At 63.4% G+C, this 24,936-nt stretch carries 21 protein-coding genes, 1 tRNA gene and 1 pseudogene; 11 read left to right on the forward strand and 12 right to left on the reverse strand.

The genetic code is table 11. The features are described from left to right. Position 1: 1 nt before the first annotated feature. From IVA95_RS06860 to IVA95_RS06870, 3 genes are all read right to left on the reverse strand, one after another. On the reverse strand, positions 2-1,744 hold the full coding sequence (locus IVA95_RS06860) for a glycosyltransferase family 39 protein (RefSeq protein WP_247509823.1): 1,743 nt from the start codon (positions 1,742-1,744) through the stop codon (positions 2-4). A 77-nt stretch (positions 1,745-1,821) separates the two neighbouring features. After that, on the reverse strand, positions 1,822-4,011 hold the full coding sequence (gene pbpC, locus IVA95_RS06865) for a penicillin-binding protein 1C (RefSeq protein ID WP_247509869.1): 2,190 nt from the start codon (positions 4,009-4,011) through the stop codon (positions 1,822-1,824). Between the two features lie 71 nt (positions 4,012-4,082). Continuing rightward, positions 4,083-9,296 carry an alpha-2-macroglobulin gene (locus tag IVA95_RS06870; RefSeq protein ID WP_247509824.1) on the reverse strand — a complete coding sequence of 1,738 codons (5,214 nt, stop codon included), beginning with the start codon at positions 9,294-9,296 and terminating at the stop codon, positions 4,083-4,085. Between the two features lie 315 nt (positions 9,297-9,611). Between IVA95_RS06870 and IVA95_RS06875 the strand changes: the two genes are divergently transcribed. The 3 genes from IVA95_RS06875 to IVA95_RS06885 all read left to right on the forward strand — a co-directional run bounded on the left by IVA95_RS06875 (position 9,612) and on the right by IVA95_RS06885 (position 10,594). Beyond that, positions 9,612-9,688: transfer RNA gene (locus tag IVA95_RS06875), tRNA-Arg, on the forward strand. A 114-nt stretch (positions 9,689-9,802) separates the two neighbouring features. Continuing rightward, positions 9,803-10,060: a hypothetical protein gene (locus tag IVA95_RS06880; protein ID WP_065729471.1), complete on the forward strand. Its 258-nt coding sequence runs from the start codon at positions 9,803-9,805 to the stop codon at positions 10,058-10,060. Positions 10,061-10,309: 249 nt separating this feature from the next. Next, positions 10,310-10,594, forward strand: coding sequence for a DUF3551 domain-containing protein (locus IVA95_RS06885; protein WP_247509825.1), 285 nt, complete (start codon positions 10,310-10,312; stop codon positions 10,592-10,594). A gap of 68 nt (positions 10,595-10,662) precedes the next feature. Here the strand turns inward: IVA95_RS06885 and IVA95_RS06890 are convergent, their stop codons facing one another. Further along, the gene (locus IVA95_RS06890; RefSeq protein ID WP_213247208.1) at positions 10,663-10,938 is read right to left on the reverse strand and encodes a hypothetical protein; all 276 of its coding nucleotides are present in this window, start codon (positions 10,936-10,938) and stop codon (positions 10,663-10,665) included. Between the two features lie 175 nt (positions 10,939-11,113). Next, positions 11,114-11,449 carry a hypothetical protein gene (locus IVA95_RS06895; RefSeq protein WP_213247210.1) on the reverse strand — a complete coding sequence of 112 codons (336 nt, stop codon included), beginning with the start codon at positions 11,447-11,449 and terminating at the stop codon, positions 11,114-11,116. Positions 11,450-11,777: 328 nt separating this feature from the next. Here IVA95_RS06895 and IVA95_RS06900 point away from each other — a divergent pair, with 328 nt between their 5' ends. Further along, positions 11,778-12,077, forward strand: a complete 300-nt coding sequence (locus IVA95_RS06900; RefSeq protein WP_247509826.1) for a hypothetical protein — start codon at positions 11,778-11,780, stop codon at positions 12,075-12,077. A 199-nt stretch (positions 12,078-12,276) separates the two neighbouring features. On the opposite strand, the gene IVA95_RS06905 is transcribed toward IVA95_RS06900, so the two are convergent. From IVA95_RS06905 to IVA95_RS06915, 3 genes are all read right to left on the reverse strand, one after another. Next, positions 12,277-12,576: an H-NS histone family protein gene (locus IVA95_RS06905; RefSeq protein ID WP_213247746.1), complete on the reverse strand. Its 300-nt coding sequence runs from the start codon at positions 12,574-12,576 to the stop codon at positions 12,277-12,279. A gap of 1,328 nt (positions 12,577-13,904) precedes the next feature. Further along, positions 13,905-14,207 (reverse strand): hypothetical protein, encoded by a 303-nt coding sequence (locus tag IVA95_RS06910; protein WP_247509827.1) that lies wholly within the window; start codon positions 14,205-14,207, stop codon positions 13,905-13,907. A gap of 45 nt (positions 14,208-14,252) precedes the next feature. Further along, positions 14,253-14,501, reverse strand: a complete 249-nt coding sequence (locus IVA95_RS06915; protein WP_213247216.1) for a hypothetical protein — start codon at positions 14,499-14,501, stop codon at positions 14,253-14,255. 196 nt (positions 14,502-14,697) lie between these two features. Between IVA95_RS06915 and IVA95_RS06920 the strand changes: the two are divergent. Together IVA95_RS06920 and IVA95_RS06925 are read left to right on the forward strand one after the other, a co-directional pair. After that, positions 14,698-14,913, forward strand: a pseudogene (locus IVA95_RS06920) (hypothetical protein); the annotation flags it as partial. 341 nt (positions 14,914-15,254) lie between these two features. Beyond that, entirely contained in the window at positions 15,255-15,608 is a 354-nt protein-coding gene (locus IVA95_RS06925; protein WP_247509828.1) for a DUF6481 family protein, read from the forward strand. Positions 15,609-15,786: 178 nt separating this feature from the next. Here IVA95_RS06925 and IVA95_RS06930 read toward each other — a convergent pair whose 3' ends face one another. Then, complete coding sequence (locus IVA95_RS06930; RefSeq protein ID WP_247509870.1) at positions 15,787-16,014, reverse strand: pentapeptide MXKDX repeat protein; 228 nt, start codon at positions 16,012-16,014, stop codon at positions 15,787-15,789. 208 nt (positions 16,015-16,222) lie between these two features. On the opposite strand from IVA95_RS06930, the gene dctP reads away from it, so the two are divergent. Next, a complete protein-coding gene (gene dctP / locus IVA95_RS06935) occupies positions 16,223-17,245 on the forward strand; it encodes a TRAP transporter substrate-binding protein DctP (RefSeq protein WP_247509829.1) in 1,023 nt (340 codons plus the stop codon). A gap of 19 nt (positions 17,246-17,264) precedes the next feature. Here dctP and IVA95_RS06940 read toward each other — a convergent pair whose 3' ends face one another. Further along, complete coding sequence (locus tag IVA95_RS06940; protein WP_247509830.1) at positions 17,265-17,945, reverse strand: GntR family transcriptional regulator; 681 nt, start codon at positions 17,943-17,945, stop codon at positions 17,265-17,267. A gap of 195 nt (positions 17,946-18,140) precedes the next feature. Here IVA95_RS06940 and IVA95_RS06945 point away from each other — a divergent pair, with 195 nt between their 5' ends. The 4 genes from IVA95_RS06945 (at position 18,141) to IVA95_RS06960 (ending at position 22,016) form a co-directional block, all read left to right on the forward strand. Beyond that, complete coding sequence (locus tag IVA95_RS06945) at positions 18,141-18,740, forward strand: TRAP transporter small permease (protein WP_247509831.1); 600 nt, start codon at positions 18,141-18,143, stop codon at positions 18,738-18,740. Further along, the gene (locus IVA95_RS06950) at positions 18,740-20,005 is read left to right on the forward strand and encodes a TRAP transporter large permease (protein ID WP_247509832.1); all 1,266 of its coding nucleotides are present in this window, start codon (positions 18,740-18,742) and stop codon (positions 20,003-20,005) included. The genes IVA95_RS06945 and IVA95_RS06950 overlap by 1 nt, the downstream gene beginning before the upstream one ends. A gap of 25 nt (positions 20,006-20,030) precedes the next feature. Then, the gene (locus IVA95_RS06955; RefSeq protein ID WP_247509833.1) at positions 20,031-21,014 is read left to right on the forward strand and encodes a TRAP transporter substrate-binding protein; all 984 of its coding nucleotides are present in this window, start codon (positions 20,031-20,033) and stop codon (positions 21,012-21,014) included. Between the two features lie 75 nt (positions 21,015-21,089). After that, positions 21,090-22,016 carry a dihydrodipicolinate synthase family protein gene (locus IVA95_RS06960; protein WP_247509834.1) on the forward strand — a complete coding sequence of 309 codons (927 nt, stop codon included), beginning with the start codon at positions 21,090-21,092 and terminating at the stop codon, positions 22,014-22,016. Positions 22,017-22,021: 5 nt separating this feature from the next. Here IVA95_RS06960 and IVA95_RS06965 read toward each other — a convergent pair whose 3' ends face one another. Both IVA95_RS06965 and IVA95_RS06970 read right to left on the reverse strand, forming a co-directional pair. Further along, positions 22,022-22,930: a hydroxymethylglutaryl-CoA lyase gene (locus tag IVA95_RS06965; RefSeq protein WP_247509835.1), complete on the reverse strand. Its 909-nt coding sequence runs from the start codon at positions 22,928-22,930 to the stop codon at positions 22,022-22,024. Beyond that, entirely contained in the window at positions 22,927-24,936 is a 2,010-nt protein-coding gene (locus IVA95_RS06970; protein WP_247509836.1) for an acetyl/propionyl/methylcrotonyl-CoA carboxylase subunit alpha, read from the reverse strand. The genes IVA95_RS06965 and IVA95_RS06970 overlap by 4 nt, the downstream gene beginning before the upstream one ends.

Raw genomic sequence — 24,936 nt, forward strand, 5'->3', positions numbered from 1 at the left:
CTTACTCCGTGCCTTCCGAGCGGAAGATGGCGATCGAGATCGCCTTGCCCTGCGAAATGTTATAGCCCTCGATCCGCTTCGCTACATTGTAGCGCAGCCCGATCGCTTCAGCGCGCTGCACGAAGGCGCGCTCCGTGCGCGATTCAACCAGCGCGAAGCGACAACTGCCCTGCCCGAGGAAATCGGCCGCGCCCGATCCGTCGGTCAGCAGCGTGCCGGTGCCGGTCATGAATACGAGGCTCGGCTCGTGAAAGCCCGCAGCAGCCGCCTTTGGCCCGACGCAGACCACGTTGCGAAGCGCCCGCGCGATCTCGGCGCTTGGAAACATGGCAGTCAGCGACGGCATGACAATGCCGTAGATTCCGACCGCCAGAAACATCGCCGCGACCACGGCATTCAACAGCGAGCGCTCGGCGCGGCTGTCCTCGAACATCCACCACGCGATCAGGCCGAAGATCATCGCCGCCGCCAGAAAGGGCCAGGCCGGAAATGCCGGGTAATGCGTCAGCTTGATGGCGCCGATGACCGCGATCACGGACGCCCCGGCCGGAATGACAAACCACCAGGCCGCACCGCGCATCAGCCAGGACCGCGACAGCACGCGGCGCTCCAGCGCGCCGGCGGTGAGAATCGCAATCGCCGGATAGAGCGGCAGCACGTAATGCGGCAGCTTGGTCAGCACCAGTTCGAACGCGATCCATGACGGAACCAGCCACGCCAAAAGATATTGCGCGCCAGGCTCGCGCCGCGCGCGCCATACCGCTGGCGCCGCCATTCCCGCCAGCGCCGCGCCCGGCCAGAACGTGACCCAGAACAGCAGCAGATAGAGGCCAGGCGGCGCGCCGTGGGATTCCTGCGCGCCGAGCTTGCTCAGCATGTCGCCGCCGAGCGAATTGGAGAAGAAGGCCTCGCCCGCGCGCCAGAAGATCGCAACGAACCATGGCAATACCAGCACCAGCGTCCACATCAGCCCCCAGACCGGGCGCAGCCGCCAAAGCCATGCCGCCGAGCGGTCGAGGATCGCGAGCGCCAGGATGGTCAGCCCGATGAACATCAGGATCAGCGGTCCTTTGAGCAGGATGCCGCCGGCCAGCGCCGTCCAGAAGATCGCCGGCGGCGCCCAGGGCGGACGCGCCGGATCCTCGCCACGCTGCCAGGACAGATACACCCGCGCCATTGCCCCCATCGCAGCGACAACGGTCAACAGCAGCATCGCATCCGTTTTGGCCAGCCGGGCTTCGGCGCCGAGCAGGACGGAACTGCACATCATCAGTGCCGCCAGCGCGGCCCCGCGCCGCGTGACAAAGGCGAGCGCCGCCCAGTAGGTCAGGAGAACCGCGCCGATAGCTCCGATCAGGGAGGGAATCCGGTAAAGCCAGATGCGCAATTGCGCGCGCGGCAGGCCGAGCGATGAGGCGGTTTCGACCACGGCCGCCTGTAGCCAATAGATGCCGACCGGCTTCTTGTAGCGGACGTCATCCTGGAAGCGGATGTCGACGAAATCGCCGCTTTCGACCATCTGCTTGGTCGCCTGCGCAAAGCGCGCCTCGTCGCGGTCGATCGGTGGAATGTTGAAGAATCCGGGCAGGAAAAGCACGATGCCGCAGAGCACCAGGAACACGACGGCGCGAAAATGGTTCGCGGTGGCGAAGTCGAACACAACGGCCAGCCTGCGGCCGGAATGCGCAGGTTTTACAGGCTGTTGGCCCGCTCCAAAGCGTGGGGGGTGCAAGGTTTCCACCATGCTGTTCGCATACGATGAAACTGCACTGCAAACAACACCGCAAAACCCCTAAGTCGCGGTCAACAGAGCGTTTTTCCTTACTGTACCCGGATGACCACGGTATCGGCCGCGCCGGTCGCATCTATCACCGTCAGCCGTGCAAACCCCGGTCCCGGCGGGTCGACCAGGCGCTGGCGCCGACTATCGATCTCGCCGACCGAGGCGCCGTTCATCATGACGGTGAGCGGCAGCACGCCGCCGGCAACCTTGACCGGCATCGCGGCGGCCTGCCCACCACCCGAACGGTCAACGTCGATGCGCGAGCCGTTCAGGGGAAACTGGATGCGCGGCGCAGAATCGCTGCCGGTTCGAATCAATTCGCCGACCGGACGGAAGCGCCGCAGCGGTAGTGGAAGTTTGGCGTTGCTGGCGATCAGTACCCCCTTCGGCGACTTCGGCAGCGCCGCCGGGATTTTTCCGGTGCGCGCAAAGGCGTCGAACAGGATCGGCGCGGCGGTGGTGCGGCCGACCAGGCCCGGCACCGGCGCACCGTCGGGACGCCCGACCCACACGCCGATGGTAATGCGGCCGTCGAAGCCGACCGACCACGCATCGCGATAGCCGTAGCTGGTGCCGGTCTTGAACGCGATTCTGTTGTGCGCGCCGTTCTCCGGCGGCGGCGTTCCGAGCAGCACGTTGCCGACCTGCCAGGCGGCTGCCTGGTCCATCAGCCGCAGCGGCTCGCGCTCGTCCTTGGTGAGCATGATCTCGCGCAATGGCCGTGCCGCGCCCAACCGCGCCAATCCGGCATAGAGCTGCGCCAGATCCTGCAAGGTGACGCCGACGCCGCCCAGACCCATCGCCAGGCCCGGCGTCTCGTCCTTCGGCAGCACGAGATTGCTGCCGGCCTGCTTCAGCCGTGACGATAGCCGGCTGGAGCCGACGCGGTCGAGCAGCGCGATTGCCGGCACGTTCAGCGACAGTTGCAGCGCCTTGCGCACTGGCACCGTGCCCTGGAACGTCATGTCGAAATTTTCCGGCGCATAGGAGCCGAAGCGGGTCGGACGATCGTCGATCAGGCTCTCGGGATGCACAACGCCATCCTCGAAAGCGAGGCCGTAGATGAACGGTTTCAGCGTCGATCCCGGCGAGCGCACCGCGCGTGTCATGTCGACCTGCCCGGCGCGGCGTTCGTCGAAATAATCCGATGAGCCGACGCGGGCCAGCACGTCGCCCGTTTCATTGTCGACCGCGATGATGGCGACTGAAATATTCGGCCCCTGCGCCACGGCACGGTCGCGCGCCAAGGCTTCCAGCGTTTTTTGCAGGCTGGAATCCAGCGTGAGCTTGATCAGCGGCGTATCCTTCACCGTCGCCATCGCGGCATCGGAGGAATGCGGCGCCAGGATCGGCATCGGCTTGCGCAGCCGCGGCACCGCCACTGCCTTGGCCTGCGCCGCGTCCTCTTGCGAAACGACGCCATCCTCGACCATCCGCGCCAGCACGCGGTCCCGCGCGGCGTGGGCGGGTTCCGGATGACGGTCGAGCCGGCGGCGTTCCGGCGATTGCGGCAGCGCGACCAGCAGTGCGGCTTCCGCGAGCGAGAGCCGCTTTGGCTCCTTGCCGAAATAGGCGATGGAAGCGGCGCGGATGCCTTCGAGATTGCCGCCGAACGGCGCCAGCGCCAGATAGAGATCGAGAATTTCGTCCTTGCTCAATTGACGTTCGAGCTGAACCGCGCGCACCATCTGGCGCAACTTTGCATAAACCGAGCGCTCGCGCCGGGGCTCCATCAGCCGCGCCAGCTGCATCGTAATCGTCGAGCCGCCGGAAACGATGTGGCCGCGCGTGACGAGCTGCAGCGCCGCCCGCCCCAGCGCCAAGGGATCGACGCCGCCATGCGACCAGAACCGGCGGTCTTCATACGCGAGTAGCACCTTCAGATAGCCGGGATCGACCGCGGTCTTTGCATCGACCGTCAGCCGCCAGCGACCGTCAGCCATTGCATAGGCGCGCAATAGCTTGCCGTTGCGGTCGATGATGGTGGTGGAGGCTTTGCGCGCCTCTTCCAGCGGCAACGGCCCGAGTGAGAAGACCCACGCTGAGAAGGCGGTGGTGACTACGATGAGGGCGAAGGCGAGAGACACCGCGATTCGGAAAAAGCGCCACTGACCACGACCACCACCGTCATGCCCGGGCTTGCGCGCTCGGCGAAGCCTTGGCGTAGACGGGTCCCGGGCATCCACGTCTTCCTGTGCCGAAGCAAAGGACGTGGATGGCCGGGACATCTGGCGCGAAGACGGCGCTTCGCGCCTTCTGCCCGACCATGACGGCGGCTGTTGCTGGCGCGGATCCTCGCTCATTTCGCCGGACGCACCTCAACCGATCCGGTGCCGGTGCGGCCGTAGCGCGAGGGGTTGTACATGTCCTCGACATAGGCCTGTGGCAGCACGTATTTGCCGGGCGAGACCGCGCGCACGATGTAGGCCACCGTGAACACCGACTGGTCGTCGCTGGCGCGGTCGATCGCCGCGGTGAAGCGGTCGTCGCGGAACTCGGTATGCTCCGGCTCCTCCCCGTCCTCGATCCAGTCCAGCGTGCCGGAGTCACCGGATGACACCAGCCGCGGGTTGTCGATCTCGAGGCCGGCCGGCAGATAGTCGGCCACCATGATGTGCCCATGTTCCGGCTTGGCCTCGGTGATCTTCAGCACCACTGCGAAGCGATCGTTCTGCTTGGCCTTGGTGACGTCGGCGGGCTTGCCGTCGAGCGTGAAATAGTTGCGCTCGATCTTGAAGCCGTTGGACGCCGCGGGCTCCGGCGTAACCGGCGAACCCGAAACCGAGACCACCGCCTGCACCGGCGCATCGCCGGTATTGGTGATCTTGACCGGCTTGCCGGCCACCGCGTCAGCCTTGTAGCTGCGAAAGACGGCGGCCTTGACCGGCGATCCGTCGATATCAAGCGCCAGCGTTTCCTTCGACAGCGCTCGCGCGGCCAGCACCATCCACGCATTCTCCTGCGTGGACGTGTAGGGCGTAAGCCCCCGCGCCGCTTCGACCCGCTGGACGGCCTGTGTCAGTGTCGCCCGCGGCGCGTTGCCTTCGCTGGCGAGCGAGACCAGCGCTGCCGCATCGCGCAGCGCCGAACCGTAATCGACGCGGCCGAACTCGAGCACCGGTTTTGGCGCCAGCGCATCGAGTGCTGCCGCATAGACCCGCTCCGCCCGGGTCTTGTCGCCGACCAGCGCCAGCGCCGCCGCGAGCTGCGATTTCGCAATTGGCGTCGCGAGATTGCTCAGCTTGGTGTCGGCGAGATAGCGGAGATCGCCGATCGGCGCTGCGCCGTTGCGGGCGAGCACGTAGAGGCCGTAGGCCAGATCGCGGCCGCCGTCCTTTTCCGGCTCGTTGGCATTGACCACGGAGTTCCTGATCCGGTCGAGCGCGTTCTTGAACAGCACATCCGGCACCGCAAAGCCCTTTTCGCGGGCCCGCGTCAGGAAGTCCGTCACATAGGCATCTAGCCATGCGTCTTCGCCGCCGGCCGACCACAGACCGAACGAACCATTCGAGCCCTGACGGGCCAACAGCCGCTCGATGGCATCCTTGATGCGCTGATCGACGGCGGTATCCATCGCCAGATGCGCGCCGGCAGCGAGATCATTGACATAGAGCAGCGGCATCGCGCGGCTGGTGATCTGCTCGGAGCAGCCGTGCGGATAACGATCCAGCGCCTTCAAAATGGTCGCCGCATCGAGTGCGGTGGACAGGCTGACCGACAACGACACGCTGCCAGTGCCGGACACGAGGTCGGAGAACATGTCCGGGGTCAGTGTCAGGCTTTCGCCTTTGGCCAGCGTCCGGATCGAGCGCCGCGCCAGCACCTGCGTCGCCGCCTTGACATCTAGCGCGTAATGCCGCGCCAGCGTCAGGCCGTTCGGGCCCTTGATGTCGACGTCGAGATTGGCGGTTCCCGCGCCGCCGGCGTCGAGCGCGAGCGACATCGAGGTCCGCTGCTTGGCCGCGAGTTTGACCGTCGTGGTCGGATTACCCGTCACCTTAACGGGTCCCGACGCCTTCACACTAATGCTGTAGTCACCGGGAGCACCCTCGACATTGTCGAGGTCGAAGCTCATCGTGCCCTTGTCGCCATTGAGCAGGAAGCGCGGCAGCGTCGCCGTCAGCACCACCGGATCGCGCACCGTGACATCGATGGTGGCACGGCCGAGCTTGGTCGCATTCCACGCCACCGCCATTACCCGCGCGGTGCCGGCGAATTCCGGAATGTCGAAACTGATTTCGGCTATGCCGTCGGCACCGACCGTGACGATGCCGGAATAGAGCGCCAGCGGTTTTTGCGTGGGCGGCGAGCCCTGCAGCTCGGCGCCGGCGGAATCGCCACCGGTCCTGATCTGGCCGCGCGTGCCCTGCATGCCGTCGATCAACTGGCCATAGAGGTCGCGGATTTCGGCCGTCAGGCGGCGCTGGCCGAGATAATAGTCATCGGGTGCCGGCGGCTTGTAATTGGTCAGGTTGAGAATGCCGACATCGACGGCGGCAACCACGACCTTGGCGTCCTCGCCCGGATTCAGGCCGCCCAGTTTGACGGGAATCTTTAAGCTGGTGCCGGGCCGAACCAGCGGCGGCGGCGACAGTGCGACCTGCAGCGTGCGGGCCTTCTTGTCGATGCCAAACCACTTCAGGCCGATCGCCCGTCCAGGCATCCGCAACCCCGCCGCGTCCAGCGGTCGCCGCAGCGTCGCCAGCACATAGGCGCCGGTGCCCCAATCCTTGCCGACCGTCAATTTGACCTGCTGGGTACCTTCCTTGACGTCGACGGTTTGCGTGGTCAGCAGGCGGTCGCCGAGCACGTTGACGGTCAGCTTACCTGCGGTGCGGGCATTGACCGACACCACCATGGTGGCGCCGGAGGCGTATTCCGGCTTGTCGATCGAGGTCTCCAGCAAATCAGGCGTATCGGCGCTGCCGTCGGAATACCAGCCGACGTCGAACTGCACCGAGGTGACCGGGCCATCCGCCTCGTTCGATTTGACGTCCAGGCGATAGCGGCCGGGCTCGGGCGCTAGCGACACCCGCGCCGCCTTGTCTGATGGCAGTGTCAGGTCGCCATCGGCAACGCGTTTGGTGGATTTGACCGGCTCATATTCCCAGGACGAGTTCTGGCGATACCACTGATAGCGCGACTCCATCTTGAGCAGTTCGTAGCGCAGGCCGTCGCGAGCCAATTGCTTGCCGTCCGGGCTGACGAACACGACGTCGAATTCGGCCTTGTCGCCCTCGGCGACGCTCTTGTCGCCGAACAGCGGCTTGATGCCGATCAGGGCCGCGGTCGGCGCCACGGGGAGCACCAGCTTGCGCTCGACCGCGCGTCCGCCGGTCTCCACCATGCGGATGAAGATCTGCGCCTCCTGCGGCTGGGTCGATGTCGGCGCCTTCGCCAGCGACACCGGGAAAGTCGCCACGCCATTGGCGTCGGCCTCAGGCAGGTTCTCGATCGGGGTCCGCTCGTTGGAGGCGGTTTCCTCGTCCGCTACGCCAAACTGATAGCCGGGATAGCCCGGCCGACCGGAGGCTGCGGGGGCGACCAGCATGTCGCCTTCGAGCTGCAGGCCCGAGGCGGGCGCGCCGTAGAGGAATTTGCCGGCGACCTTAAGTTCTACCGGAGTCTCAGCCTTGATCACCTTCTCCCTGGCGGAGACATCGAATTCGATCCGTTCGGGGATGTAGTCCTCGACCATGAAGGTGGTCTCGCCCACAGACGCGCCCTTGGGATCGGTAAAGGCGCGCACCCGCCAGGTCCCGGTCGGGACCGCAGAATTGAGCGGCAGGACAAGAGAGCGGCCGCCCGCACCCTGGTCGGGGAGCTGGGCGCGGCGGAATTCGACGCCGTCGGGCCGCTCGATCACCAGCGTCAGCGGCCCGCCTGTCATGGCGTTACCCTGCCCGTCGCGCAGCAGAGCGGTCAAATAGACGGTCTCGTTCGACCGGTAGACGCCGCGCTCGGCATAGACGAAGGCGTCGGCGCCAGGAGGCACGATCCGTCCTGACACGCCGCGGTCGGTGAGGTCGAAGGCATTGGTCTTCAGGCTCAGGAAAGCGTAGTCCGCCTTCTCGCTCATGACAGTCAGCAACGCCGGCGAGAGCCCGCCCTCGCCGCGCGCAAGCCCTGCCTCGAACAGCACGTGGCCGGCGTCGTCGGTTTTGCGCGTGGCCAGGATCTCGTTGTTGCGCGCGACCAGGCGCACCTCGGCCTTCGATACGGCTTCGGTCGAAGCCAGCGAATTGACGAAGACATGGATGCCGTCATTGCCGGAAAACGCTGTTAGCCCCATGTCGGAGACGATGAACCATTGCGTCGCCAGCGAGCCGTCATCGTCGCCGCCGCTGCCAGGGCCCTTGGCCGCCGCCGTCATCACATACACGCCGGGTTGCAAATCGCCGAGCGCCTGGTCGACCGGGAAAGCCGTCACCACGTCCTGGTTCAGCGTGGAGGAGGTGGCGAGCTCGCCGGACCAGACCTTGACGCCGCGCTCATTGCCGAGCTCGGAGAGCTGGTAGCTGGAAAGCGTCTTCTGGAAGTCGCTGTCGACCACGGTGTTGATCAGGTTGCGGTCGCCGATCCGGAACACGTTGACGTTCACCGAAGGCGTATTGACGCTGACCAGCGGAATGCCGCGCTGGCCGGTGCGCGGCAGCACATAGGCGCGGCCGGTAAAGCGCACGAACGGCTTGCGGTCGCGGACGTAGATGTTGAATTCGGCCGATTTGGGCAGACTCTCCTTCACCGTGGACGGCAGGCCGGCGCGCAAGTTGATGTTGTAGCGCTCGCCATGCTTCAGCCCGTCGACGCAGAGCTGCTTGCCCTCACTGGTCAGCGCCGGCTTGTCGGTGCCGGCCAGCGCCACAAACGGCGCGAAATCGACCCGCTTGGCGAGGTCTTCGGAGAACTGGAAACAGGCCCGCGGCGAGGCGCCGTCGGAATCCACGGTATAGTCGAGCAGCCGGAAGCCGTGCTGGTCGCGCATCTTCTCATACTGGCCGCGAACCTCGGCGACCTCCCGCATGTCGAGCGACAGCCGCAACGCATCCAGCGCCGGGCGCCACAGCTTGCGCTCGGACATCGCACGGCCGAGCACGGCCAGCGCATCGGCCTCCTCGGCCTGGTTGCCGGCGCGCTGATAGGCGATGTAGGCCGCGGTCGAGGCGCGCTCATAGAGGAAGGTCTGTTCGCTGGAACTGGCGGCGCGGATCTGGAAGATGGTCTTGGCAAGCCGCAGCCAGTTGGCGCTGTCTTCCGGCGAGGTGGCAGCGATCTGGCCGAGGATCTGCAGACCCACGCGGAAGTCAGAACGCTTGAAGGCGGCGTCGGCGTCATTGCGCAGCGTCGCGGAGGATTTCGCCACCGGCCCCGCCTCGCTCTTGATCTGGGCCGCCAGCTTCACGGCGGAATCGGCCAGTTCGTCGCGCTTGAACGCCTTGTCCGCGGCCCCCGCCGTCGTCAGGCCAAGCGCCAGCGTGGCGCAAATCACTGTGGCGCGAACCAAACCGATCATGATGGGCTCCTTGCCGCGGACATCAGCCGCGAAACGTCGAAAAATGCGCGAAAAGGTGACGGACTGATGGCGGCGGCAAAGGCTTGCGAAAGGGTCGCATGCATGGCGTTGGCAGTCCAAACGGTCCCACCCGCCCCGGCGGCGGACGGCCGGTGAGCAGGTATCAGGTATATTGTGTCAGGGGCGGACCATATGAGATAGCCCGCCGTCTGCCTTTGTCGCGAACTTGAGGAAATCGGTTCGACCGTCTTGGCGGGAAGGCGGATTTTTCATATTGGCAGTGCTAGAAAGGCTCAAGGCGGATACCGCCCGGACGGTCCCATAGCTCAACTGGATAGAGTAACGGATTTCTACTCCGTGGGTTGCAGGTTCGAATCCTGCTGGGATCGCCACTACCATTTCGGGCTTTTCCGCAATTTCGACTTCATTCTCGTCTCGGTTGGATTCGCGGCTTACGATGCCAACCTGGGACTGCTTCCGTTGCCCTGACAAAGGATGCGGACGTCATGCCAAAAAAAGGAATCACCGGCCACGACGAGTGGGTCGTCACGGAAGCGCTGGCGACGGCGCTGGTCGCGCTTGAGCAGCTCGAGCCGACCCAGCAGTCGCGCCAGCAGATGGACGACATCCGCAAAATCTTGGCGGCCAATTGCCAGCCTGGGACCATCAACCTGCATCTCGCCCAGGCCAAGTGCCGGCTGAACCCCCATGCCGATCGCGCCGTCATCTATCGCGAGTACGGATTCCAGGACTGGGAAGTCTGAACGGCAGGGCAGACGTTGAGGCAACCGTCGCGCCAATGCGCGCCTGATAATAGGCTCCGCGAAAGCTGGAATTTCTGCCCCGCATGTCGCAGAGCCTGTCATCGGGCGCGCGCACATTCGCGCGACCTCTTGGCTCGTGCGGGCTGCTTGCAACTTGCTACCCGCGTTGGAACAAGCTCGGAGCGCTGGTGTTCTGTCGTGGGGAGAGGACCACAGACAATTCTGCGGGGAAGTCTGGGAGGACTCGGAATGAAACTGCCGCACGTATCTGCCACGGCACTAGCTCTGACGATTTTGGCCACGATAATCGCCCTGCCCACACCTGCGCGCGCCCAGACCTACGATCCCAGGTACCCCGTTTGCCTGCAAGTCTACCAAGGCTTCGTGGACTACTATTTCGAGTGCCACTATCGAACGATGGCGCAGTGCCAGGCGTCGGCATCGGGCCGCTTCGCGCAATGCGTCGTTAACCCATACTACGGCGGGCCGAATGCCGGGCGCGGCAAGCGCCAGAAGCGGTACCAGACCTATTGAGAATCGGTTCGCTTCGACGACAGCATGGCTTCGGGGTGGCTGCCCACCTCGCCGCCCCGCCTCGCTTCTCACCAGCCGTAAGTGCCGAGCGCCAGCGGCCTTGATGGTGCCTTGGCCGTTCGCGTCGTGTCGGACTGCAGGCAGCGCCGCGCTGCCGCGATCTCGGCGTCGCTTGCGCCCTTGCTCCGTGCCCAGTGCTCTGCGGCGGGCGCACTGTATTTCGCCACGTAGTAGCGTACGACCGGGCACGAAATTCGACGCAAAACGCCGGACTGGTCACCCGCAAATCCGGCGCTTGGTGTTCCCAGACACAGCGCCAGCACGCAAATCCAACGTAAGCTCATGTGATTCCCCTCTGCACATGAGAGTGGGCATGGCTTTTGCCGACGCATCAAGCCCGATAGCGAGTTCCGCAAGAGGAACAGCCGGCACTGTGTTGAAGTCGCAACTGCAGCAGTCCTGACGCACGACAATTCCGCTGGTAGATCGCGACTTTATGCGATCATTAAAATTGATTGTTTACGAAAAGGACCGAACCTGATTGCCGCCCAAGGACAATCCGGTAGCCTCTGCTTGCCAGGGCCTGGCGTGAACCGTTGGTGGCCGAGAATGGAATTCGAACGCCGATCTGTCGCAAGGACGACGATTTCGAAAAACGCGCTGCTGTTCTTTGACGCGCAGCGCGGGGTCTTCACCTGCCGCGTTCAGGATGTCACGAATTCCGGGGCCGGAATTGAGCTCCACGACCTCAACCTGCTGCCCCTGAATTTCGAGTTGACCTTCGATAATTTTCACAACGTTCGCGAATGCCGCGTGATCTGGCGGCAAGGCGATTTCGTCGGCGTTGCGTTTCAAAACTGATCGATCTGGACCAGGCGCCATCTCGCAGTCGCCGACGCGGGCGGCTCAAGCGCCAACTCGCTCGAAGCCGCCATCGATGCGCATCCTGCAAAGCCCGGAAACCCGGTCGGCAGGACCGCAGCGGGCAAAACAGCCTCCTTGGAGACAAAACAGTCTTACAAAACAGTCTTGGAGAATGAAACTAACGGCGGGGCTCCGCGTCGACCCCCTGCTGCGGTTCCATCGGCACGAAAACTACCGGCACGCAAATTAATGACGGGCGAGCCGCCATCGCATATCGTTTGCGCTCGGGTCGTTTGGAGTTTGTGACAGGAGTTCGAACATGTCCTGGGATCGTCCGTTCGCTCAGCCTGTGCCGCTCCCGAAGGGGCCGCCAGCGCAAACCCTTCGAGACGCCGCCGACTACATCAGGACCCTTCCTCAGCCCGAACGCGACCGTCAGGAATGGCGGCTTGCCATCCAGATGCTTATTGATGCCGCCGAAGATCGTGGACCCATGCTGTTCGCGCGCATCGGAATTGTCAGAGCCTTGGAGACGAGTATTGAAACGACGCTCGATGCGGAGCCTCAGGATCCGCGCCAAGGCAAGCTGAAAGAAAGCAAAGCTGAAGGGATACCGTGACGCCGGCGTCTAAGCCCAGGTCGGCGTCACGCAGATGGTGCCGGAGAGCATGAAGAGGCTTCAAGCCGGGCATTTCCAAATCTAACGAGAACTCGCTCGCAGGCGACGCGTAGATCGGAACGACGTCCGCAGCCCTCAAGAAACCAACTCTTGGATTGATCGAGGTGCAATGCGCCGCCGCCGAATGGCTGTAGCCTGCCTATGCTATGTTCCTAATTCGGAAGTCATCGATCCGCTTGCCGGACTTCAATTTTGCAAGGAGCCAGCGAGGTGTCTTGCCTCGGCCTGCCCACGTCTCGGACGGCCGATCAGGATTCCGGAATTTCGGAACGACTGTCGGATATGAACGCCGCCCTGTCGATGATTTCGTGCGCTCAGCTTCGACGACGCCCTTGAGTTGCTTCAGGCGATCTTCGAGGAGGCGTTTCTCTGCAAGCAGAGTCGTTGCAAGCCTGGCGGCTACTTCCTCGTGGAGTGCCCACAGCTCATCCGTGGACATTGATTTGAAGTCTTTCCGGTTCACGACCGTCCCCAATCATGATTCGATGGTTGTCATCGTTGGTTGCAAAACATGAGTAGAATAAGGCCGATTCAGAACCTCCTTCGGGCAGAAAAGTTCCGCCCCTTTGGCATAGTGACGCAACGCAACCATAAGGGAATCCACTTGAAGGTGCACTAAGAAGCTGCACCAAGTTTGCTTTTGGAACTTTGCAACTTTTGATTGATTCAGACGCAGAGCCCGTAGCGGTTTGAAGCTAACCGTCACTCGTTGACGGTTCCCTAATCGCAACTGCTTCCGACCGATTGCTTTGCGGACGATCGAGCCGGCGTCGAGGGCGTCGTCAGCGGCAACTGGACCGCCAAGCTCAAATATCTTCGTCGATCTCGGTGACCTATCGCGTGCATTCGTCACGCCTGTACGGGATTGAGCGGCGGCTCTCTGACCAGTCATTACAAGTCGCACATCACCGACGGCATTCTGCGTGTCGGCCTGAACTGCTGGACGGGTGCCCATTATAGCCGAGCGCTCGTCTCCCTGGGGTAAGTGATGGAGCGGCACCCGGCTATTCGGGCCGCGCGGCGATGCAGCTTGAACAGGAACTCATTCATGACTTAAGGGAACTTTAAAAAGCCGTTGAATTGTAAGGATTTTGTAGGGGACGCAAATCGCACGTATCAACACCGGGCCTGCCGTGGAACCGAAACGACCGCAAACGGGACGTGAATAGCCTGACGTGAGGAAACGTAACGTCCTCGACACGTTTTCTCCTAGCTTGTGGATGAACGGCCGAGCGCGAGGACCCCTTGAGTCCGCCACCACCCGAATTCAATCGCGAGGAGGCGCTGGTGTGTATGGCGCTGGCGTTCTGCCTGGCCGGTGCGTCGACCAGCATCATCTACCGGCTGCTGGGTTAGGAGGTCCGGATGCGTCAGTGAGCCACTGTGCGAGGTAAGCGGCGGCTCGAGTGCTCGCGGTCAGGAGTAGACGAGGCCCGGAGTGCCTAGGAGTCCGGGCCTCGTGGCCTCCAGTGGTAGCGCTCGTCGTGATGGACGAACGCCCTGCCCCCGCTGCAAGCGACGGCGTTATAGATCGCGGTTACATACTCAGCCAATCCGTACGAGTACGGTGAGCGCGCGCCGCGCGGTTCTGTGTGACAAATTGATCAGCAGACGCGGTAGCGCGGATCGCGAACGATATCCGGGCTGGCAATCACCGCATTCCGTCCGTCATTGCGGGCCGCGCGAATGCGCGCCCGATGACAGGCTCTGCAAAGCAGTCCCGTAATTCTGTGGCGGGCTACGACAAGCGCAGGCAGTCGCCTGCCTCTACCGCTTATCGAACGGAATATACTGGTGATACTCTTTCGGCACCGAGCTCCGGTAACGGGCGGGCACCGTGCCGCGGTCGATCGAACGATCGATCTCCTGCTGCCGGGTCATCTTGGCCGGTTTCTTTTTCTTCGGCGCCGCCTTCTCCTTTTCGGCCGCGGCAGCTTCCGGCGCGGCGGGGGACGACGTTGCCGTTGCGGCGGTGCTGCCACCCGGCGCGCCCTGCGCCAGCGCGACGGCCGGCAGGAGCACGAGAGCCGCCGCCGACACGGCCAGCACAAGGCGACACGGCTTTTGCATGGAAAAACTCCAGTTCCGGCCTGCTCCGTTTCCAGCCTGATCCTATTACGTCCGCAACCGCCCGCACACCGGGATTTTGGCGAGGCGAACGGGCGTGGATCGGCTATGCTTGACCCGGCTGCAGGTCGTGAAAACGAACGCGAGCCGGCTGCACTGCCAGTCCGGACCAAGCGCTGCGCTCAAGACCGGCTCCGGCCTGGACAGGCCGGGCGCAAAGAAAACGATGGCGCAGACCAGCGAGACGATAGCGACGGCGAGAACGACGTTCTTGCGGGTCCACCAATTGTGCGGCATGGCGGTCGCTCCTGTTTCGAAAGCCCGGAGCATAGGATCCCCCCGCCGCGACGCCTGTGAACGACTTCACACTACACGGGTTTGTGCGCAAGCCCGATGGCCGAGGAAATGGGTATAACTCGCGCGAATCCGTTGCGCGCGCGCAACGCTTGATCGACACTGCCTGCTTGGGGCGAGCGCGTGTGCGGGGCGTGCGATGGACGAGCAGGAAGCGGGCAAACAGGAGTCCGGCAAGCAGGAAACGAGCTACGACTACCATCGCTACAAGCAATTGCTGGCGGAAGCGGTCGACGAGGCCAAACGGCTCAAGCTGATCGAGATTATGATCAGGGAAAAGGCCCGCGACAGGCTGGAGGCGCAGCGGATCGCGGACCGCGTTGCTATGACCGCGATGACGGTTGCACGCGTCCTTGGACCCGGCGCCCGTCGCGATAACATCCAGCAGAGCGATCACTTCTCCGACGCGAGCATCGCCAGCGCGCCGATCAGCGCACAGGCGAGAAGACCATATTGAAGGGATCGCCAGCGCCCGGCCTGGGGCTTCGGTCGCCGTTGCCATCTCGTAAGCAGCCAAGCTGACGTAATTCCGCCCATCAGCGCTCAGTTTGGGCCATTTGCGGCTCACGCAAGTCTCCCCTGCTCTGCCGCCCCATTTCGACGCTGGTATTTTGCGCCGGGTTCACTTACCTAAGCGCCATTCCGTGCCCGTGGCGCGCCCCCAACCCCAAGAGTGAAAGCGACAAGGCCTCTTTTATGAGTGGATTCAAGGAACCGAGCTTCGCGGACCGTCAGAAGGCTGCGCAACAGGCGCGGCAAAACATCGTGAACAAGTTTCGCACCCAGCCGGGACCCGACGATCCCGAGGTGAAGCGCCGTCAGGCCGAGCGCGAGGCCATCGCCGCCGCTCGCGCCAAGGCGAAAGAGGCCAAGGAAGCCGAAAAGGCCGAACAGAAACGTCGCGAGGCCGAGGCCGCCGCGGCCGAGGCCGCCAGAATCGCCCGCGAGAAGGAAGAAGAGGCCGCCAGGCTGGCGGCGCTGGAGGCCGAGCAAAAGGCCAAGCGCGACGCGCGTTACGCCGCGCGCAAGACCAAGGGCAAGAAGAAGTAGGCAGGCTGCTGGCCGCGACCCGCCGAGCGATGGATGCAGCCCTGCCCGTCATTCCGGGCGATGCGCAAGCATCGAACTACGATGTGCCACATCGGAGAATCTCGAGATTCCCAGATGCGCAATTGCGCATCTGAGGTATGGTGCTAGCGCACCATACCGGAATGACTTGGTCTAAGACTCAGTTCTTCTTCATGCCGTCGTCTTTTTTCATGCCTTCGTGCTTCATGCCTTCCTTCTTCATCATACCGTCCTCTTTCTTCATGCCGTCCTTGGACATGGACTCCTTCTTCATGCCGTCGCCCTTGCCCATTTTGTCCTGAGCGAAGGCGGCCGGCGCGAACGCGAGGCCGAGCGAAACAAGCGCGGCAGAAAGGCTGAGACCGATACGGGTCGTGGTGGTGCTCATGGGATGGTCGTCCTTGGTTTGGGTTGGCTTCTCGAAAGCGACGTCTGCCGCTTCCCCAACGACGATGGCGCGACCGGTTTTGTTACCGGCCACGCCCCAAGGTTCTGCAATTCTCACGGTTAGTTGAAGCGGATAAACTCAAGGCAGCTAACGCGTTCCGCGAGTGCCGGACTTGTTGACGGAGCCTACCGTTTTGCAGGGAGAAACCATGCTCACGCGCCGCCATGTCATCGCATCTGCACTCGCCGGGCCCGCCGTGCTTCGTTTCGGCACCGGTACCGTCCATGCGGCGACCACGCTGAAGATCTCGCATCAGTTCCCGGGCGGCACCATCGACAAGGGCGACTTCCGCGACCGGCTGTGCCGCATCTTCGCCGCCGAAGTTGCCAAACGCAGCGGCGGCGAGATCGCAGCCGAAGTCTATCCGAACTCCTCGCTGATCAATACCAACGCGCAATTCTCTGCAATGCGCAGGGGCGCGCTCGATATCAGCCTTTATCCGATGCCGTACGCCGGCGGCGAACTGCCGGAGACCAATATCGGCCTGATGCCGGGCCTGGTCGCAACCTACGACCAGGGTCTGCGCTGGAAGAAGGCTCCGGTCGGCAAGGCGCTGACCGACTTCCTCGCCGAAAGGGGCATTATCCTTCTCACATGGGTCTGGCAGGCCGGCGGTGTCGCCAGCCGCTCCCGACCGATCGTCGCGCCTGAAGACGCCAAGGGCCTGAAAGTGCGCGGCGGCTCGCGCGAAATGGACATGGTGCTGCAGACAGCCGGAGCCGCTGTGCTGTCGATGCCGTCGAACGAAATCTACGCCGCGATGCAGACCGGCGCCTGTGACGCCGGCATCACCTCCTCGACCAGCCTGATCTCGTTTCGCCTCGAGCAGGTCGCGAAGTCGCTGACCTCGGGCGCCGGCGCCTCCTATTGGTTCATGCTGGAGCCATTGATGATGTCGAAGGCAATCTTCGACAAATTGCCCAAGAAGCAACAGGACATCATCCTGGCGGTCGGCAGCGAGCTGGAAGCGTTCGGCCGCAAGGGCGCACAGGACGACGATATCGAGGTCGCCAACGTCTATGAGAAGGCCGGCGCCAAGGTCAGCATGCTCGATGTGGCGACCGTCAGCAAGTGGCGCGACATCGCGCGCGATACCGCCTGGAAGGACTACAGCGCCAAGTCGGCGATGTCGGCTAATCTGCTGAAGCTCGCCAGCGACGTCCCCGCATGATGCATGGTCCGCTTCCGGATCAACGCCCCGCGCGAGCTGCGATCGAGCCGCCGCGCAACACCTGCAACAGGTCGGTTCGCACCGCCTCGATATGCTGCTCCAGAAACCGACAGGCCTGGTCGATTTGTTTCGCCCGGCACAGCTCGATCAGGTGAGCGTGCTCCTTTTCGGCCGTGCCCATCGCCTTGGTATTGGAGAGCTGCAGACGCGTGTAGCGGTCGCTGGTCTGCAACAGCGCCACGACGATCGCCTTGGTACGCGGCTGCCGGGCGTGAACGTATAGCGCCATATGGAAGTCAGCGTTGAGCTGCCCCCATTCGCTGACATTGCGTGCCTTGATCGCTTTCTCGAAGCGTTTCTGGATGTCGTCCAGCGCGGCAAAGTCTTGTTCCGCAAAGTGCGGCGCCGACTGCGCCAAAAGCCGCGGCTCCATGATTCCGCGAAGATCGAACACATCGTTGATTTCGTCCAGCGACAGTTCCGAGACGATCGCGCCTTTTTGCGGGACGATGCGCACCAGCCCCTCCGCCTCGAGCTGAAACAGCGCTTCCCGCACGGGAATGCGGCTGACGCCGTATGCCTCGCCCAGGGCATCCTGCCGCAGTTGGGAGCCGGCCGGATAAGTCCCGTCGAGAATGGACTGCCTGAGCTGGTCGACGATCGCAGCCGACAGCGTCCGGTGCTTCAGAGGGACCTTCATTTGATCTTCCGTCGTCATCGCTGGCCTTTCCGATCGAGGCGGCCCGGTTTCGCACGTTGAAATGGTCCCGCCACAGCGAGGTGAGGCGCCCACAATCTCCGTTTGACAAGATTGTATAAATTATACAACTTCGAATGGCACGAGAAATCTTGACGGGCAGCGGGGCTCCTTATGATCGAGCAGGCGATTGCGGATATGCCAGCGTTCAGCGCCCGGGCAATCGTTGTCAGGGCTTCGAGTCTCCTGCTCGCTTTCGAGCGCATCGCCTTGATGGGGCTGATGTATCTGCTGACGGCTCTGATCCTGGTGAACGTCGTCACCCGCTATTCGCACTTCCCGATCTACTGGATCGATGAATCGGCGGTCTATTGCGTGGTTTGGCTGACCTTCATCGGCGCCTCCGCCATGACCCGACTGCGGCTGGACTTCGCAGTCACCATGATGACCGAGCGCCTGTCGTCGCGACATCAGAAGTTCGCAAAGGTCATCGCCACGGGCATGGTCGTCGTGTTCGGCTTGGCGCTGATCATCACCTGCTTCCTCTGGATGGATCCGATCGGGCTTGCCCGCGCCGGCTTCGACGCGCGAAAGCTCGCCGCCGAGACATTCAACTTCCTCTACACCGAGCGGACGCAGACGCTGAACTGGCCGACCTGGGTACTCTATCTGACGCTGCCGATCTTCGCGCTCTCCATGACCATTCATGGCCTGGCAAACCTGCTCGAAGATCTCGAACTGGTGCCACGGACGCCACCAAAAGGCTTTCAGCTCTCCGAACTCGACGGGGTCAACTAGTGATCACGTCAGCCGCCTTCATCGCGATCATGCTGGTCGGGGTACCGATCGGCCTTTGCCTCTGCCTGGCCGGGTTCGTCTACATCATCGCGTCAGGCAATCCGGTTCTGTTTCAGTCGTACCCGCTGCAGCTCTTCGGCGGCGTCGACAGCTACGGCCTGATCGCCATCCCGCTCTTCATCCTGATCGGCGAAATCATGAATGGCGGCGGCATTACACGGCGTATCGTCGACATGGCGATGGCTTTTGTCGGCTCGCTGAAGGGCGGGCTCGCCTACGTCAACATCCTCGCCAACATGTTCATCTCCTCCATCCTGGGATCTGCGACGGCGCAGGTCGCGATCATGGCGCAGATCATGGTGCCGGAGATGGAAAAGAAGGGCTATGACAAGACCTTCGCGGCCGGGTTGACCGCCTATGGCGGCATGCTCGGGCCGATCATTCCGCCCTCGGTGATGTTCGTCGTCTACAGCGTGCTAGCGCAGGTCTCGGTCAGCGACATGCTGATTGCCGGCATCGTGCCGGGCGTGATCCTGACGGCGATGTTCTGCATCGTCATCGCACTGATGGGATACGTCTACAACTATCCCAAGGCCGATTATCAGACGCCGAGGCAGCGGATCGCGACGATCCTGCGGACATCGCCGACGCTGCTAATTCCTGTCGTCATCGTCGGCAGCATTCTCGGCGGACTCGCCAACGCAACGGAGTCCGCGGCCGTCGGCGCGGTAGCCGCCGCTCTCGTCGGAAGATTCTTGACCAAGGAGTTCAGGTTTTCGCAGCTTCCGCAGATGATGCTGCGCGCGGGGATCTACTCGGCCATCGTGCTGTTCCTGGTCGCGGCAGCGGCCGTGTTCTCCTGGGTGCTGGTGTTCGGCAAGGTGCCGCAGGAGACCGCCGCATGGATCCAATCGGTCGCCAAGGATCCCGTCAGCTTCATGCTGCTTTGCAACGTGATCCTGCTGGTGATCGGTACGGTCATCGACGGCATTCCCGGCCTGATCATGACGGTGCCGATCCTGCTGCCGGTCGCGACCGAGATCTATCACATCGATCCGCGCCAGTTCGGCGTCGTCGTGGTGATCAACCTGGTGCTTGGATTGCTATCGCCCCCGGTCGGTCTTTGCTTTTTCGTTGCCGCCGCCGTCACCGGCGCCAAGCCCGGCAAGATGTTCATGGTGACGCTGCCGCTGTTCGGCATCTCCTGCATCCTGCTGGTGCTGCTCTCGCTCTATCCCTCCCTCTCCCTCGTCCTCATCAAGTAGGTTCAAACCCCTCAGGAGCATTGTCATGTCGCTTTCCCGTCGCCGCTTCCTTGCCGCCAGCGCGGCCGTGCCGCTGTTCGCGCCGTCGTTGGCGCTGGCGCAAGCCAAGGAATTCCGCCTCGGCCTGATCACGCCCAATGGCCATTCCTGGAACAAGGCGGCGCTAAAACTCGGCGACGACCTCAAGGCGGCCACCAACGGCCGCCTGACGATGACGGTGTTTCACTCCGGCCAGCTCGGCAACGAGCCGGCGATGATGCAGCAATTGCAGTCCGGCGCGCTCGACATGGGCTTCATCCAGGCCGCCGAGCTCGGCTCGCGCGTGCCGCATATTGCAGCGATCAACGCGCCCTACATCGTCCGCTCGACGCCGTCGGTCGCCAAATTCGTCCGTCATCCGGCCGCGATCAAGCTGTTCGAAGTGCTGCCGCAGGAAACCGGAACGATCGGCCTCGGCTGGGGCATCACCGGCATGCGCGCCATCTTCTCGTCGAAGGACCTGACCTCGCTCGCCGATATCAAGGGCATGAAGCTGCGCATCAACCCGACGCCGGTATATCGCGATTTCTATTCGTCGCTCGGCGCGGCGCCGACGCCGATACCGACGCCCCAGGTGTTCGATGCCATGGCGAACGGTCAGGTCGACGGCCTCGAGGCGGACCTGGAGTTCTCCTGGAACCAGCGCTTCGACAAGGTATCAAAAGTCATCCTGCAGATGAATGCTGTCTTCATGCCGATGGCAGCGGTCGTCTCCGGCCGCGTCTGGCAATCGCTGCCGGCAGCCGACCGGGAGCTGATCACAAAGACCGTCAAGTCCACGCTCGACGCGCAGATCGATGAATTGGCCGGCAATGAGCCAAAGCTGATCGAGAACTTCAAGAACGCGCCGATCCCGATCCGGCAGGTCCCGGCGGGCGATACCGAAGCCGTCATTGCCGAGTTCGACAAGATCTGGCTGCCCAAAGCACCTATCCTTGCCGAGCTGCGCAAAGTCGGCGCGACGCTCTGATCCCACACATCGTTCAAGCCAAAGCCCGGCGGATCGAAAGAATCCGCCGGCACAATTCCCCAATGGAGCCAAACAATGAGCCCACGCATTTCCTGGGAAGGCGTCTTCCCGGCCGTCACCACGCAATTCAATGATGATCTGTCGCTCAATATCGACGCGACGGCCAAGGTCATGGACGGCCTCATCCGCGACGGCGTTTCCGGATTGATCGTTTGCGGTTCCGTCGGCGAGAACACCTCGCTGGAGCGCAAGGAGAAGGTCGCGATCATGGAGGCAGCAAAATCCGTCGCCGCCGGCCGTGTCCCCGTGCTGTGCGGCATCGCTGAGTTCACGACGGCCTTTGCGGTCGAAACCGCCAAGGAAGCCGCACGCGTCGGCATCGATGGCGTGATGGTGATGCCCGCGCTGGTCTATTCGTCCAAGCCGCACGAGACTGCCGCACATTTCCGCGCGGTCGCCAGCGCGACCGATCTACCGGTCATGCTCTACAACAATCCGCCGATCTACAAGAACGACGTCACGCCGGACATTCTGGCCTCGCTTGCCGACGTCGAGACCGTCGTCTGCTTCAAGGACTCTTCCGGCGACACACGGCGCTTCATCGACACCCGCAACATGGTTGGTGACCGTTTCGTCCTGTTTGCCGGCCTCGACGACGTCATCGTCGAGAGCGTGGCCATGGGCGCGGTTGGCTGGGTCTCCGGCATGTCGAACGCCTTCCCGCGTGAGGGCGAGACTTTGTTCCGCCTCGCCAAGGCGGGACGTTATGCCGAGGCGATGCCGCTCTACGAATGGTTCATGCCGCTCTTGCACCTCGATGCCCGTCCGGACCTTGTCCAGTGCATCAAGCTTTGCGAGCACATCATGGGCCGCGGCACCGCGCTGACCCGTCCGCCGCGGCTGGCGCTGCTGCCGCACGAGAAAGCCGAGGTCGAAGCGATGATGGCGAAAGCGCTGAAGAACCGGCCGGTGCTGCCTAATGTCGGGCTGAAGGCCGCGTAAGCGGGCTACTTCGCGGCCTGCCTCTTCGCATTCAACGCCGCCGCGACGCGGCTGACCGGCGGCCGGCCGATCAGCCCGCTCACAACATTGGTTGCCGCCACCAGCTTTTCCATGTCGACGCCGGTCGCAATCCCCATGCCTTCGAGCATGTAGACCACATCCTCCGTCGCGACGTTACCCGTCGCGCCGGGGGCATAGGGACAGCCGCCGAGCCCGCCGGCGGCGGAATCGATCACGCGGCAGCCCTCTTCCATCCCGGCGTAGAGATTGGCAAGTGCCTGGCCGTAGGTGTCGTGGAAATGCATCGCCAGATTGGCTATCGGAACATGGCCGGCGACCGCCCGCAATAGCTGTCGCGCTTTCAGCGGCGTGCCGACGCCGATGGTATCGCCGAGTGAGACTTCGTAGCAGCCGAGATCCCACAATACTTTTGCGAGATCGACCACCGCCTGCGGCTTGATCTCGCCCTCGTAGGGGCAACCGAGCACGGTGGAGATATAGCCGCGAACCCGGACGCCGTCAGCCTTGGCGCGGGCCAGCACCGGCTTGAAGCGCTCGATCGACTCCGCGATCGAACAATTGATATTTGCGTGGGAAAAGCTTTCCGACGCTGCAGCGAATACCGCGATCAGCTTGGCGCCGCCGGCCTGAGAAGCCTCGTAGCCCTTCTCGTTCGGCACCAGTACCGGCAGTTCGCAATTCGTGTGATGGCTGACGCCGCGCAACACCTCGGCCGAGCCGACCATCTGCGGGATCGCCTTGGATGATACGAACGCGCCGACTTCCACCGCCTTGAGCCCGGCGCCGATCAACGCCTCAATGAAGGCGATCCGGTCGGCGACGCTGATCGGGGTCTTCTCGTTCTGCAGCCCGTCGCGCGGGCCGACCTCGACAATGTGAACGCCATCGCTCATGACGCCACCGCCGGTTCGACTTCGGCGAGTTCGACGCCTTCGCCGACGATATCGCCGACCTTGCACCTGATTTTCTTCAACACGCCCGCAAAGGGCGCACGTAGGGTCTGCTCCATTTTCATGACTTCCAGCGTCAGGATCGCCGCGCCCTTCTCCAGCGTCGCGCCTTCCTCGGCCAGCAGCGCCACCACGGTCCCCGGCAGCGGCGCCACGATCTTGTCCTCGCCGACCAACTCCTCGGTCTCGCCGCCGAACGGATCGACCCAGTGCAGGTCGAAGCGGCCGTTCCGGGTGCGGAGGTAAAGCTCGTGGCCTTCGATCACGGCCGTGACACGCGATTTCATGCCCTCGATCGTCAGGTCAAAACTGCCGCCATCAGCAGACGAGGTCGCGAATACGAACTCGTGCTTGCCGATGGTCAGCTTCGACGGACTATTGCCATAGTGCAGCGTCACCTTGTGTTCGGCGCCCTGCCCCTGACGGAACGAGAACACCCGCTTGCGCTGGCCGACCGGCATCCAGCCAAACGTCTGCCAGGGCGAACGCGCTTCCTTGCGCGCGGCGTTTTGCTCATCGACAGTGATTGCCGCTACCGCGGCACAAAGCTCGAGGTCCCCTGCCGTCCCCGTCGAGTCCGTCAGCTTCTTCAACTCGCGCTCGATGAAGCCGGTGTCGATGGTATTGGCGCGCACCTGCGGGTGCGTCACCAGCGCGGACAGGAACGGAATATTGGTGACGATGCCGCGGACGTCGGTCTCTTCCAGCCCGCGGTTCAGCCGCTCGATGGCGGCTTGGCGCGTCGGAGCCCATGCAATGACCTTGGCAAGCATGGCGTCGTAGTAAGGCGACACTGCATCACCGCTGCGATAACCGGCGTCGATGCGCAAACCATCGACCGCGTCGGGCGTGCGCCAGGTCCTGATCCGACCGACTGATGGCATAAAATTCTTCTGCGGATTTTCGGCATAAACCCGCGCCTCGATGGCGTGGCCCTTCAGCTTAATCTCATCCTGCGCCAACGGCAGCTTTTCGCCGAACGCCACCCGCAACTGCCATTCGACGAGATCGACGCCGGTGATGAGCTCGGTCACGGGATGCTCGACCTGCAGGCGGGTGTTCATTTCGATGAAGAACACCTCCTTGCCGTCGGAGACGAATTCGATGGTGCCGGCGCCGACATAATTGACCGCGGCAGCCGCCTTGCGCGCAGCCGCGCAGACCGCTTCGCGTTGCTTGGTGTCCAGCGTCGGCGACGGCGCCTCCTCGATCACCTTCTGGTGCCGCCGCTGCAGCGTGCATTCGCGCTCCCAGAGCGAGAGCAGATTGCCATGGCTGTCGCCGATGATCTGCACCTCGATATGCCTCGGGTTCTGCACGAACTTTTCGATCAGCATGCGATCGTCGCCGAACGCCGCCTTGGCTTCGCGCTTGGCGCTGACGATCGCCGCCGCAAGCTCGCCGGCCGAATTGACGACGCGCATGCCGCGCCCGCCGCCGCCGGCCGAAGCCTTCACCAGCACCGGGAAGCCGATCTTCTCGGCAGCCTTCGTGAGCGTCGCCTCGTCCTGCGCCTCGCCGTGATAGCCGGGCACCAATGGCACGCCGGCCTTCTCCATCAGCGCTTTCGAGCCGGACTTCGAGCCCATCGCCGTCATCATCTCGGCGGTAGGACCGACGAACACCAGCCCGGCGTTCAGACACGCCTGCGCGAATTCGGCATTTTCAGACAGAAAACCGTAGCCGGGATGCACCGCCTCGGCGCCGGTCTGGCGCGCGGCTTCGATCACGCGTTCCATGCTGAGATAGCTGTCGCGCGCCCGCGCCGGCCCCAGCAGCACGGCCTCGTCGGCCATGGCGACATGCATGGCATCACGATCGGCCTCGGAATAGACGGCGACGGTGCGCAGACCCATGGCACGCGCGGAGCGGATCACACGGCAGGCAATCTCGCCGCGGTTGGCGATCACGAGGGTACGAAAACGCCGGTAAAGTTTCGAGCGGTCCAT

Source organism: Bradyrhizobium sp. 157 (genome assembly GCF_023073815.1).
In the GTDB taxonomy this organism is placed as follows: Bacteria; Pseudomonadota; Alphaproteobacteria; order Rhizobiales; family Xanthobacteraceae; genus Bradyrhizobium.

Excerpts from the sequence above, each read along its gene's own strand:
- IVA95_RS06940 (WP_247509830.1), bottom strand. The coding sequence starts at position 17,945 with ATGAAGGTCCCTCTGAAGCACCGGACGCTGTCGGCTGCGATCGTCGAC.
- IVA95_RS06890 (WP_213247208.1), bottom strand. The coding sequence starts at position 10,938 with ATGAGCTTACGTTGGATTTGCGTGCTGGCGCTGTGTCTGGGAACACCA.
- IVA95_RS06915 (WP_213247216.1), bottom strand. The coding sequence starts at position 14,501 with ATGCCGCACAATTGGTGGACCCGCAAGAACGTCGTTCTCGCCGTCGCT.
- pbpC (WP_247509869.1), bottom strand. The coding sequence starts at position 4,011 with ATGTCCCGGCCATCCACGTCCTTTGCTTCGGCACAGGAAGACGTGGAT.
- IVA95_RS06945 (WP_247509831.1), top strand. The coding sequence starts at position 18,141 with ATGCCAGCGTTCAGCGCCCGGGCAATCGTTGTCAGGGCTTCGAGTCTC.
- IVA95_RS06900 (WP_247509826.1), top strand. The coding sequence starts at position 11,778 with ATGTCCTGGGATCGTCCGTTCGCTCAGCCTGTGCCGCTCCCGAAGGGG.
- IVA95_RS06970 (WP_247509836.1), bottom strand. The coding sequence starts at position 24,936 with ATGGACCGCTCGAAACTTTACCGGCGTTTTCGTACCCTCGTGATCGCC.
- IVA95_RS06965 (WP_247509835.1), bottom strand. The coding sequence starts at position 22,930 with ATGAGCGATGGCGTTCACATTGTCGAGGTCGGCCCGCGCGACGGGCTG.
- IVA95_RS06880 (WP_065729471.1), top strand. The coding sequence starts at position 9,803 with ATGCCAAAAAAAGGAATCACCGGCCACGACGAGTGGGTCGTCACGGAA.
- IVA95_RS06960 (WP_247509834.1), top strand. The coding sequence starts at position 21,090 with ATGAGCCCACGCATTTCCTGGGAAGGCGTCTTCCCGGCCGTCACCACG.
- IVA95_RS06870 (WP_247509824.1), bottom strand. The coding sequence starts at position 9,296 with ATGATCGGTTTGGTTCGCGCCACAGTGATTTGCGCCACGCTGGCGCTT.
- IVA95_RS06955 (WP_247509833.1), top strand. The coding sequence starts at position 20,031 with ATGTCGCTTTCCCGTCGCCGCTTCCTTGCCGCCAGCGCGGCCGTGCCG.
- IVA95_RS06930 (WP_247509870.1), bottom strand. The coding sequence starts at position 16,014 with ATGAGCACCACCACGACCCGTATCGGTCTCAGCCTTTCTGCCGCGCTT.
- dctP (WP_247509829.1), top strand. The coding sequence starts at position 16,223 with ATGCTCACGCGCCGCCATGTCATCGCATCTGCACTCGCCGGGCCCGCC.
- IVA95_RS06910 (WP_247509827.1), bottom strand. The coding sequence starts at position 14,207 with ATGCAAAAGCCGTGTCGCCTTGTGCTGGCCGTGTCGGCGGCGGCTCTC.
- IVA95_RS06925 (WP_247509828.1), top strand. The coding sequence starts at position 15,255 with ATGAGTGGATTCAAGGAACCGAGCTTCGCGGACCGTCAGAAGGCTGCG.
- IVA95_RS06885 (WP_247509825.1), top strand. The coding sequence starts at position 10,310 with ATGAAACTGCCGCACGTATCTGCCACGGCACTAGCTCTGACGATTTTG.
- IVA95_RS06905 (WP_213247746.1), bottom strand. The coding sequence starts at position 12,576 with ATGTCCACGGATGAGCTGTGGGCACTCCACGAGGAAGTAGCCGCCAGG.
- IVA95_RS06860 (WP_247509823.1), bottom strand. The coding sequence starts at position 1,744 with ATGGTGGAAACCTTGCACCCCCCACGCTTTGGAGCGGGCCAACAGCCT.